Origin of the sequence: Herminiimonas sp., from assembly GCF_030645555.1 — a bacterium.
Lineage (GTDB): Bacteria > Pseudomonadota > Gammaproteobacteria > Burkholderiales > Burkholderiaceae_D > Oxalicibacterium.
On sequence record NZ_JAUSME010000351.1, the window covers coordinates 1 to 11,533 of the forward strand.

Annotated in this window: 11 protein-coding genes; 7 read left to right on the forward strand and 4 right to left on the reverse strand. The window is 57.5% G+C overall.

All coding sequences use genetic code 11. The features are described from left to right. The first annotated feature begins 197 nt into the window (after nt 1-197). From Q7T06_RS13145 to Q7T06_RS13175, 7 genes are all read left to right on the forward strand, one after another. Nucleotides 198-1,088: an HlyC/CorC family transporter gene (locus Q7T06_RS13145; RefSeq protein ID WP_304785255.1), complete on the forward strand. Its 891-nt coding sequence runs from the start codon at nt 198-200 to the stop codon at nt 1,086-1,088. Between the two features lie 50 nt (nt 1,089-1,138). Next, nucleotides 1,139-2,689, forward strand: a complete 1,551-nt coding sequence (lnt, locus tag Q7T06_RS13150; protein WP_304785256.1) for an apolipoprotein N-acyltransferase — start codon at nt 1,139-1,141, stop codon at nt 2,687-2,689. Between the two features lie 71 nt (nt 2,690-2,760). After that, on the forward strand, nt 2,761-3,678 hold the full coding sequence (gene glyQ, locus Q7T06_RS13155; protein WP_304785257.1) for a glycine--tRNA ligase subunit alpha: 918 nt from the start codon (nt 2,761-2,763) through the stop codon (nt 3,676-3,678). Between the two features lie 2 nt (nt 3,679-3,680). After that, entirely contained in the window at nt 3,681-5,786 is a 2,106-nt protein-coding gene (gene glyS / locus Q7T06_RS13160; protein ID WP_304785258.1) for a glycine--tRNA ligase subunit beta, read from the forward strand. 80 nt (nt 5,787-5,866) lie between these two features. Beyond that, nucleotides 5,867-6,424, forward strand: coding sequence for a D-glycero-beta-D-manno-heptose 1,7-bisphosphate 7-phosphatase (gene gmhB / locus Q7T06_RS13165; RefSeq protein ID WP_304785265.1), 558 nt, complete (start codon nt 5,867-5,869; stop codon nt 6,422-6,424). 30 nt (nt 6,425-6,454) lie between these two features. Beyond that, nucleotides 6,455-7,210 carry a 1-acyl-sn-glycerol-3-phosphate acyltransferase gene (locus Q7T06_RS13170; protein WP_304785259.1) on the forward strand — a complete coding sequence of 252 codons (756 nt, stop codon included), beginning with the start codon at nt 6,455-6,457 and terminating at the stop codon, nt 7,208-7,210. A gap of 13 nt (nt 7,211-7,223) precedes the next feature. Beyond that, nucleotides 7,224-8,129: a M48 family metallopeptidase gene (locus tag Q7T06_RS13175; RefSeq protein WP_304785260.1), complete on the forward strand. Its 906-nt coding sequence runs from the start codon at nt 7,224-7,226 to the stop codon at nt 8,127-8,129. A gap of 48 nt (nt 8,130-8,177) precedes the next feature. Here the strand turns inward: Q7T06_RS13175 and gloA are convergent, their stop codons facing one another. From gloA to Q7T06_RS13195, 4 genes are all read right to left on the reverse strand, one after another. Further along, nucleotides 8,178-8,567, reverse strand: coding sequence for a lactoylglutathione lyase (gene gloA / locus Q7T06_RS13180; RefSeq protein WP_304785261.1), 390 nt, complete (start codon nt 8,565-8,567; stop codon nt 8,178-8,180). A gap of 89 nt (nt 8,568-8,656) precedes the next feature. After that, on the reverse strand, nt 8,657-9,430 hold the full coding sequence (gene rsmA / locus Q7T06_RS13185) for a 16S rRNA (adenine(1518)-N(6)/adenine(1519)-N(6))-dimethyltransferase RsmA (RefSeq protein WP_304785262.1): 774 nt from the start codon (nt 9,428-9,430) through the stop codon (nt 8,657-8,659). A gap of 25 nt (nt 9,431-9,455) precedes the next feature. Continuing rightward, nucleotides 9,456-10,499, reverse strand: coding sequence for a 4-hydroxythreonine-4-phosphate dehydrogenase PdxA (gene pdxA, locus Q7T06_RS13190; RefSeq protein WP_304785263.1), 1,044 nt, complete (start codon nt 10,497-10,499; stop codon nt 9,456-9,458). A 24-nt stretch (nt 10,500-10,523) separates the two neighbouring features. After that, nucleotides 10,524-11,533 (reverse strand): peptidylprolyl isomerase (locus Q7T06_RS13195; protein WP_304785264.1); only part of this gene is annotated, 1,010 nt, incomplete at its 5' end.

The window sequence follows — 11,533 nt, forward strand, 5'->3', positions numbered from 1 at the left end:
CTGGAAATAGAATTCCTGGCTGCGCTCGGCTTTCCGAACCCGTATGTAGAAACATGAATCGAAGCATGAATTAACGCATGATGCTGCGACAGCGTTGCCATAGAGCAGAGACGCAATGCGCTGCATTTCTTGAATCACACAAATTTGTTGTATCCTGAAACTTGTTGAAACCACCACCAGTAACGGCTTTTCGCCCTATGCAAGAGCATTCCCACAGCGGCAAATCCGGCGAGGCAAAACCGCACCGCTCATTGTTTGAACGCCTGACCGCATTAATATCCCCCGAGCCCGAAAGCCGCAGCGAACTGCTGGCCATATTGCACGATGCGCACGAGCGCAAGCTCATCGATGCCGATGCGCTTGCGATGATAGAAGGCGTGTTCCAGGTATCCGATCTGTCGGCGCGCGACATCATGGTGCCGCGCTCGCAAATGGATGTGATCGACATCACCAAGCCGATAGAAGAATGGATGCCTATGGTGCTGGAAACCGCACACTCGCGCTTTCCAGCCATCGAAGGCGAACGCGACCAGGTAGTCGGCATCCTGATGGCCAAGGACTTGCTGCGTTACTACGCGGAAGAGTCGTTCAATGTGCAAAAAATGTTGCGCCCCGCCGTCTTCATACCGGAATCCAAACGCCTGAACGTGTTGCTGAGCGATTTCCGCGCCAAGCGCAATCACATGGCTATCGTCGTCGATGAATACGGTGGCGTGGCAGGCTTGATCACGATCGAGGATGTACTGGAGCAGATCGTCGGCGACATCGAAGATGAATATGATTTCGACGAGGAAGAAGACAACATCCTCGCCATCAAGGCTGGCGAACACGGCCCGCGCTGGCGCATCAAGGCATTGACTGAAATCGAGCAAGTCAATGAAGCACTGGGTACCGAATTATCGAATCAGGATGTCGACACGATAGGCGGCTTTATCACCAATCATCTGGCGCGCATGCCGCACAAAGGCGAGATCGTCGAGATCGACAATTTGCGCTTCGAAATACTGCGTGCCGATGCACGGCAAATCCATGTCTTGCTGCTGGAAAAACTGCCTTTTACAAGCAGCGAGGATGCGCTTGAGAGTTGATCCAAAATGAACGCGCGCCATCATTGCGTAGCCCACTCTTGCCAGGCCGCGTGAGCAAGCCAGCCTTCTTTCGTCTCGCGCCTACACAGGCAGCGCTCGTCGCCCTGCTTGCCGGCGCACTGAATGTCTTCGCGTTCGCGCCAGTTGCCTGGTGGCCGCTGCAAATCGTCGCACTCGCGCTGTTATTCCATTTACTCTTGCAGGCGCCATCGATCAAATCCGGCGTGTTGACAGGCTGGGCATACGGCTTCGGCTGGTCAGCCTGCGGCGTCTACTGGCTGTATATCAGCATGCACCAGTACGGCGGCATGCCGGCGCCAATGGCTGGGCTGGCAGTGGCGCTGATGGCTATCTTGCTGGGGGCATTTTTTGCACTGGCTAGCGGCATGGCAGTCTGGATCCTGCGCCGTCGACAGCCATCCACGACCAGCATGCTGTTGCTGGTGTTGCCATCCTTGTGGGCGCTCTCCGAATGGCTGCGCGGCTGGGTGCTGACCGGCTTTCCATGGGTGGCATCCGGCTATGCGCATGTAGACAGTCCGCTCGCCGGCTTCGCACCCCTGATAGGCGTGTATGGCCTGGGCTGGCTCGCCGCATTGCTGGCTGCCTGCCTGGTCTTGCTGCCGACTAAAAAATCCGCGCTGTTTCTACTCGTCGCCATACTTGCCACCGGCGCGGGCCTGAAAACTGTCAACTGGACCGCGCCGCATGGCCTGCCCATTTCGGTACGCCTGCTGCAAGGCAATGTGCCGCAGGAAATAAAGTTCGATGCGGAACACGCCGATACCACGCTGACCATGTATGAAGACATGATCCGTGCCGCGCCTGCCGATTTGATCGCCACGCCGGAAACCGCCTTGCCGCTGCTGGCGCATCAATTACCTATCGACTATCTGCCGCGTCTGGCCGAATACGCCACCGCATCGAACAGCCATCTTGCGATCGGCATCGCGGTCAGCGACGGGCCGCAGCAATATGCCAACAGCGTGATCGGCATTGCCCCCGCCAAGGCGAGCCGTGCGACGCCCAAAATCTATCGTTACGACAAGCATCATCTGGTGCCTTTCGGCGAATTCATTCCGTTCGGCTTCCGCTGGTTTGTCGACATGATGCACATCCCGCTCGGCGATTTCACGCGCGGCGATGCATTGCAAATGCCGTTCGCCGTCAAGGACCAATGGGTGCTGCCGAATATCTGCTATGAAGATTTGTTCGGCGAGGAAATCGCCAATCAATTGTCGGCCAGTTATTTCTCCGGCAATCCAGTGGCCAGCCTCTTGTTGAATGCATCGAATATCGCCTGGTTTGGTGACTCGTTCGCCTTGCCGCAGCATTTGCAGATCTCGCAAATGCGCGCCATAGAAACCGGCCGGCCGATGCTGCGCGCAACCAATACCGGCGCCACTGCCGTCATCAATCCAGACGGTAAAGTCATTGCCCAACTCCAGCCATTTGAACGCGGCGTGCTGACAGCCTCGGTGCAAGGCTATGGCGGGCTCACACCTTATGTTTTGCTCGGCAATGCATCGATCGTGCTGCTGGCTTGCGCGATGCTGATCGCCGCCTGGTATCTTGCGCGCAAAACCCCTAGCAGCCGCTAAAACCCGTTAAAATCTAGGGTTTCGGCAACCCTGCCCTCGTCCCTGGCGGACGATGCAAAAATTCAAACAAAATGCTCACATTTCAACAAATCATACTGACGCTCCAGAAGTACTGGGATGCGCAAGGCTGCGCGCTGCTGCAACCCTACGATATGGAGGTCGGCGCCGGCACTTCGCATACCGCGACTTTTTTACGCGCACTGGGACCTGAACCCTGGCGCGCCGCCTACGTGCAGCCATCACGCCGCCCGAAAGACGGCCGCTACGGCGAAAATCCGAATCGCCTGCAACACTACTACCAGTATCAGGTGGTGCTGAAGCCGGCCCCGGCCAACATCCTGGAACTGTATCTGGGTTCGCTCGAAGCGCTCGGCTTTGACTTGAAGCAGAACGACATCCGCTTCGTCGAAGACGACTGGGAAAATCCGACGCTGGGCGCCTGGGGCCTGGGCTGGGAAGTCTGGTTGAACGGGATGGAAGTCACGCAGTTCACGTACTTCCAGCAAGTCGGCGGCATCAACTGCAAACCGATCACCGGCGAAATCACTTACGGCCTCGAACGCCTGGCGATGTATCTGCAAGGTGTGGACAATGTCTATGACTTGAAATGGACCGAAGGCTTGTCCTACGGCGACGTCTACAAGCAAAACGAGATCGAACAATCGACCTACAACTTCGAGCACAGCGATGCCGATTTCCTGTTCACCGCTTTTGCTGCGCATGAAAAGCAGGCGCTCAACCTGATCGAGCACAAGCTGGCATTGCCCGCTTACGAACAGGTATTGAAAGCGGCCCACACCTTCAACCTGCTCGACGCACGCGGCGCCATTTCGGTGACTGAGCGCGCAGCCTATATCGGCCGCATACGCAATCTGGCGCGCAGCGTCGCCCGCAGCTATCTGGACAGCCGTGCCCGCCTCGGCTTCCCCATGGCTAAACCTGAACATGCCGCCGAAGTGCTGGCCCAGATCGAGAAGGAAGCGGCATAACAATGAGCAATCGAAATCTATTAGTTGAACTGTTTGTCGAAGAGTTGCCGCCCAAGGCGCTGAAAAAAATCGGCGATGCGTTTGCGCAAACCCTGCAGGCATCGCTGAAGGCACAAGGCCTGCTCGCCGACGACAGCGTGTTGACGCACTTTGCTTCGCCGCGTCGTCTGGGCGTGCATCTGACGCAAGTCGATACGCAGGCCGACGACAAGCTGGTCATGCAAAAACTGATGCCGGTCGCCGTGGGCCTGACTGCCGATGGCAAGGCCACACCGGCACTGCTGAAAAAACTCGCAGCGCTGGGCACGGATGAATCAGCAGTCGCCGAGCTCAAACGTGAATCCGACGGCAAGACCGAGGTACTGTTTTTCAACAGCGTCGTGACGGGCGCAACGCTGGCGGAAGGCTTGCAAAAAGCGATAGAAGAAGCAATGGCAAAATTGCCTATCCCCAAAGTCATGGCCTATCAACTGGCCGATGGCTGGGAGACGGTCCATTTCGTGCGTCCTGCGCATGGCCTGGTCGCGCTGCACGGAGCCGATATCGTTCCCGTTTCCGTACTCGGCCTGACTGCCGGCAATACCACGCATGGTCACCGCTTCGAAGCCGGCCTCGACCCGGTGTTCATCCGCCATGCAGACACCTATGCAGCCCAGCTTGCCACTGAAGGCGCAGTGATCGCCAGCTTTGACGAGCGCCGTGCCGAAATCGTGCGCCAGCTCGCTGCTGCCGCGACCAAGGCCGGCAGCAATCTGACGCCGATTGAAGATGCCGCCTTGCTCGATGAAGTCACCGGCCTGGTCGAGCGCCCGAATGTATTGATCGGCCAGTTCGAGCAAGTGTTCCTCGAGGTGCCACAGGAATGCCTGATCCTGACGATGAAGGCGAACCAGAAGTACTTCCCGCTGCTCGACAGTGCGGGCAATCTGAGCAACAAGTTCCTGATCGTATCGAATATCCGCCCGGCCGATCCAAGCACCGTGATCGGCGGCAACGAGCGCGTCGTGCGCCCGCGTCTGGCCGATGCAAAATTTTTCTTCGATCAGGATCGCAAGAAGACGCTGGAATCGCGCCTCACCGGACTCGACAAAGTCGTCTATCACAACAAGCTGGGCACGCAGGCTGAACGCACACGGCGCGTACAGGCACTGGCCGGGAAAATCGCCAATTCGCTGGCTTACGACGTCGCATTGGCAGAGCGCGGCGCCTTGCTGGCCAAGGCTGATTTGCTGACCGACATGGTTGGCGAATTCCCTGAGCTGCAAGGCATCATGGGCACTTACTATGCACGCCACGATGGCGAGCATGAAGAAGTGGCACAAGCCGCATCCGAGCATTACCAGCCGCGCTTTGCCGGCGATGCGCTGCCTGCAACGCACACCGGCATCGCCGTCGCGCTCGCAGACAAGCTGGAAACACTGGTCGGCATCTGGGGCATAGGCTTGCAGCCAACCGGCGATCGCGATCCCTTCGCGTTGCGGCGCCATGCACTCGGCATCCTGCGCATGCTGGTGGAAAAACGCCTGCCGCTTTCGCTCGCGGCATTGCTGCGCGATACCGCATCGCTGTTCAGCGGCAACAGCAACTTCAAGGATCCGGGCGCCGACGTCAGCGCCTTCCTGTTCGATCGCCTGCGCGGTTTGCTGCGCGAACGCGGCTACGCACAAAATGAAATCGAAGCCGTCGTCGCGCAACAGCCGGACACGCTGGCCAATATCATCGAGCGGCTGGATGCGGTACAGATTTTTGCAGCATTGCCGGAAGCCGCATCGCTGGCGGCCGCCAACAAGCGCATTACCAATATCCTGAAAAAGGCCGAAGGCGTGACTGGCAAGGTCGAGCCGGGCTTACTGCAGGAAGCCTCGGAACAAAGCCTGCATGCCGCGATTGCATCGCTGAAGCCGAAGGTGGAGGCGTCTTTCGCTGCCGGCGATTTCGCCGCAACGCTGAAGGCGCTGGCGCAGTTGCGCAATGACGTCGATGCCTTTTTCGACAACGTGATGGTGAATGCCGAAGATGCCGCGCTGCGCAAGAATCGCCTGGCCTTGCTGGCAGACTTGCACGGCATGCTGAATCAGGTTGCCGACATTTCCAAATTGGCCGCATGATGCATGCGCATCGTGCGCTTTGCGACACGCCAGCTTTTTAATCAGGAGAGATCATGCCATCCCCATTAAAAGGTGATCCGATGAAACTGGTTATCCTTGATCGCGACGGCGTCATCAATCATGACTCGGAAACGCTGATCAAATCACCGGCTGAATGGATCCCGATACCCGGCTCGCTGGAAGCGATTGCGCGCCTGAATCAGGCCGGTTATCGCGTGGTCGTCGCCACCAATCAATCAGGCATCGCACGCGGACTGCTCAACATGATGACCCTGAATGCGATACATCAGAAGATGCATGCAGCAGCACAATCGGTAGGCGCGGAAATCGATGCCGTTTTCTTTTGTCCGCATGCCGCCGATGAAAGTTGCGATTGCCGCAAACCGCAACCTGGCATGCTGCACTCGATAGCTGGTCGCTTCGATATAAGCCTGAAGGGCTTGCCGATGATAGGCGACTCGCTGCGCGACCTGCAAGCCGGCTTTGTCGTCGGCTGCACGCCCTACCTGGTATTGACCGGCAAAGGCCAGAAGACCATCGAAAAAGGCGGCCTGCCACCTGGCACGACCAGCTATCCCAATCTCGCAGCCGTGGTCGATCATTTGCTGAAAGCGCCTGCACTCGTCCACACTGCGTAGCGCATGCGCAAACCTTCACCTGGAGTTTTAATGTCACATCCGATTTTGTTTTTGCGCTCGCTGCTATTCGCCTTGATCCTGCTGGTCGTCACACCTGTCTGGGCCTGCGTATGTTTCCTGGTTGCGCCGCTGCCCTACAACAAGCGCTATTTCGTCACGTCGCGCTGGAATGTATTCGTTATCTGGCTCGCCAAGGTGCTGTGCGGCATACGCTATCAAATCCAGGGATACGAAAACCTGCCCGATCAGCCGGTGATCCTGCTGTCGAAACATCAATCGGCATGGGAAACCATTTTCCTGCTGTGCAAAATGTCGCGCCCGCTGGTATTCGTATTCAAGAAGGAATTGATCTACGTACCGTTTTTCGGCTGGGCGCTGGGCTTGCTGCGCATGATCCCCATCGATCGCAACAAGGGCAAGGATGCGTTCGCACAAGTCGTCGTGCAAGGCAGGAAGCGCCTGGCAGATGGCCAATGGATCATCATGTTCCCGGAAGGTACGCGCATCCCGGTCGGCCAGAGCGGCCGCTACAAGGGTGGCGGCGCACGCCTGGCAGTCGAAACCAATACCGTGGTGGTGCCTATCGCCTTGAATGCGGGTGAATGCTGGCCAAAAAATTCATTCATCAAGAAACCTGGACTGGTCACGGTTTCCATCGGCAAGCCGATCTCACCGGAGGGCTTGAATGCAGTCGAACTGATGCAGCAAGTCGAAAATTGGATAGAATCGGAAATGCGGGTGATTTCACCCGACGCCTATCCCGCTGAACCAGCACAGAAACAATAACGGCCATCTATCCTTGAAGCTGCTTCGTCACACATCGCCGGATCCGCAACAGCTTGCGCTGCAGCTTGATTTCTTTTCGTCCGATTTTTCATCGCAACCGAAAATTGATCATCCGGCACCCAAGCATACGTCGGGTTCGCTGCTGCAGCAAAGCGCGTCGCCGGCAACAGGCGATGCCGCAACACCGATACCGCCGGGCAAGCGCCGCGTCCATGTCGGCGAGCACAGCCTTGATTACATACTGGTTCGTTCCAAGCGCCGTTCCATCGGCTTCATGATCGATGACGATGGCTTGCGCATCACGGCGCCGAAATGGGTGACCCTGACTGAAATCGACAATGCAATTCGTGAAAAACAGCGCTGGATATTTACCAAGCTGACGGAGCGGCGCGAACGTTCGGCACGTCGTTTGCAGCCGCAAATGGAATGGCGCGACGGCGGCACACTGCCCTACTTGGGCAATGACATCACCCTGCGCATACTTGCGACGCAAGCAGCCGGAATTTTGCATGACGCCGAAGCGCGGGAATTGACCGTCTGCCTGCCGGGCGATGCCGCCGAACAGCAATTGAAGGATCGCGTGCAAGGCTGGCTGCAGCTGGAAGCCAAGCGCATTTTTGCCGAACGCCTGCCGGTCTATGCAGAAAAACTGGAGGTCAGTTATCAGTCATTCGCGTTGTCATCGGCCATGACGCAATGGGGTTCATGCACCGCCGATGGCAAGATACGCCTGAACTGGCGCCTGGTGCATTTCGCCCTGCCGCTGATCGACTATGTGATCGCGCATGAGCTGTCGCATCTGCGAGAAATGAACCACAGCCCGCGTTTCTGGGCCACGGTGCAATCGGTATTCCCGGAATTTGCGGCCGCGAAAAAAGCCCTGCGCGACCATGCGCCGGAGACACTGCCTATCTTCTAGGATAGGCCTATGCAGGCCAGTCGCCGTTGAGCGAGCTCGCTCACGCCGTTAACTATCCTTGCGTTCTATGAGCTCGACCTTGTAACCATCCGGATCGGTGACGAAGGCAATCACGGTATCGCCGCCTTTCACCGGACCAGCTTCCCGCGTGACATTGCCGCCTGCGGCTTTCACCTCTGCGCACGCCTGGTAGGCATCGTCTACTGAAATGGCAATGTGGCCGTAGGCGCTACCCATCTCGTATTTGTCCACGCCGTGGTTGTAGGTCAACTCCAGCTCGGCATGATCCGGATTGCTGCCGTAACCGACAAAGGCCAGCGTGTATTTGTATTCTGTATTTTCCGTCTTGCGCAGCAACTTCATGCCCAGCACTTTGGTATAGAAATCGATAGAGCGTTGCAGGTCGCCGACGCGGAGCATCGTGTGTAGTATGCGCATGTGTATTCTCGCTGGATGAAATGAAGCGTTGATTTTATGCCGATCAGGCATTTCCTGCCGGATCCACGATGCTGCCGAATACCGACGTTTCAGTCCTTGAGGCGATTGGCCAGAGCAACGTATTGCGCCAGCGGGATGGTTTCCGGTCGCAACTGCGGATCGATGCCGACTTCGAGCAAATCGCTTTCAGTGAACATCCCGGCCAGGCAATTGCGTATCACTTTGCGTCTTTGCGAGAATGCCTTCAATACCACCCGCTCCAGCTTGCCCTGATCACACGGCAAGGGTTCCGCGATCGGGATCATGCGCACGATGGCAGACTCCACCCGCGGTGGCGGCTCGAATGCAGTCGGCGGTACGATGAACATCAATTCCATCCGGTAGCGCCATTGCAGCATCACAGACAGGCGACCATAGGTCTTGCTGCCGGGTCCAGCCACCATGCGCTCGACCACTTCCTTTTGCAGCATGAAATGCTGGTCCTGCACATGCGGCGCCATCTCGGCCAGATGAAACAGCAGCGGGCTGGAAATGTTGTACGGCAAATTACCCACCACGCGCAACTTGCTGCCGGCTGGCACCGGGATGCTGGAAAAATCGAATTGCAATGCATCGGCAGAATGGACGATCAGCTTTTTCGGATCGAAGTTCTTTTTCAGGCGCTCGACCAGGTCGCGGTCCAGTTCAACCACGTGCATCTGGTTCACACCTTGCAGCAGCAGTTTCGTCATCGCTGCCAGGCCGGGGCCGATTTCGACCATCGTGTCTTGCGGCTGCGGATCTATCGCGCGGATGATGTTGTGCAGGACGGTGTCGTCCGTCAGGAAATTCTGGCCAAAGCGCTTGCGGGGAATATGTTTCATTGATCGTATGTGAGCGCCGAATAAATCAGCGGGTGGTTGCGGCAGTAGAGCGGGACGCAGCAGCCATTTGCGCCGCCACGCGTATCGCTTCCAGCATGCTGCCGTGATCGGCATGGCCCAGTCCTGCAGCGGCCAGATCGAGCGCAGTGCCGTGGTCGACCGAGGTCCGGATAAGCGGCAAGCCCAGCGTGATATTCACGCCGAGGCCGAAGCTGGCGTATTTCAGTACCGGCAAGCCCTGGTCGTGGTACATCGCCAGCACGCAATCCGCATGTTCCAGCAACTTTTGCTGGAACAATGTATCGGCCGGATACGGGCCGCGCACATCGTAACCCCTGGCTTGTGCTGCCTGCAATACGGGCGTGATGACGTCGATTTCTTCCCGCCCCAGATAGCCGCCTTCGCCTGCATGCGGGTTCAAGCCGGTCACGAGTATGCGCGGTTGGGTGATGCCAAATTTCTTTTGCAAGTCTGCATGCAGGATATCAATTATCCCGGCCAGGCTGTCAAACGTGATCGCGGCCGCAACATCCTTCAAGGCCAGATGCGTGGTGGCCAGGGCCACGCGTAAAGGCTGCGGCGTGGCGTTGGTGGCCAGCATCATCACGACTTGAGCGGTATTTGTTTTATCGGCCAGGTATTCCGTGTGGCCAGTGAAGGGCACACCGGCATCGTTGATCGTGCTTTTTTGCAGCGGCGCGGTCACGATCGCATCGAACCAGCGCTGCATCGCACCGTCTATCGCGATATCCAGCGTCTGCAGGACGTAACGGCCATTGCGCGGATCCAGCTTGCCGGGCGCGACGTGCGCTGCGAGCGGGCAGTCAATGACCGTAATCTGGTCGCGCGGGAACGCCGGCAAACCGCTATTGCGCACCGCCTGCAAGGACAATGAAGACAAACGGATGGCGGGATTGATGTCGGCGGCTATCATCGCCAGAAATGCGGCATCGCCTATCAATACGCTCTTTACATCGGCACGCAATTCCCATGCAGCCCGGATCGAAATCTCGGGGCCTATGCCGGCCGGTTCGCCGCAGGTAATCGCAATTGTCGGGCGCTTACTCACGGCACCCGCGCACCATGAAGGACATTATTTTTCTTCCAGGCGGTATTCAACATAGGCACTGTCACGCACCTGACGCAACCAATCCTGCGTTGCTTCTTCCAGTTTCTGCTCGCGCAGGGTCTGCCGCGCCACCATGCGTTGACGCTCTTGCGAGACATCGTCGCTCTTGCGTTCCTTGACGAGTATCAAATGATAGCCAAACGGCGATTCTATCGGCTCGCTCACTTCACCGACCGGCAAGGCATCCATTGCACGCTCGAATTCCGGCACCGTGTCGCCAGGATAAATCCAGCCGAGGTCGCCACCTTTGGAGGCCGAGAAATCGTTGGAAAAAAGGCGCGCCAGTTCTTCAAATGTCGCTGCCTTGTTATCGAGGCGCTGCTTGATCCCCGTCAATTTACGACGTGCATCTGCGGCCGAGACAACCTGATTCACCTTGATCAGGATATGGCTGGCATGCGTCTGTTTGACGGTGGCAGCTGCAGTGGTGCTGGAAGCTGCTCCTGCACGCAACACGCTGGGCGTGCGTTTGCCGAGCAACTTCAGGATATGAAAACCCTTGCCGCTTTTGACCAGTGGCGCAATCTGCCCTTGCTGCAAATTGGCTGTGGCATCGACAAATAATTGCGGCAAGCGATCCTGGCTGCGCCAGCCCAGTTCGCCACCCGTCAAACCATCTGTTCCATCCGAATATGCGCTGGCCAATTTGGCAAAGTCGCCACCTGCATTCAATTGCGCCACGACTTCTTCTGCGCGCTTTTTGCTCTCGGCAAGTTGCTGTGGCGATGCGTTTTCAGGAGTGCGTATCAGGATCTGCCCGATATTCAATTCCTGCGGAACGCTGGCAGCAGGGCCGCTTTGCGCCGCCAGATAAGTATCGATTTCTGCATCCGACACTTGTATCTTGTTGTCGACTTCCCGCTCACGCAAGCGCTGCAATATCATCTCGTTGCGAATCTCATTGCGGAACTGCGAATAGACCATGCCATCCTGTTCCAGGCGCTTGCGGAACTCGGGCATCGTCAGCTTGTTCT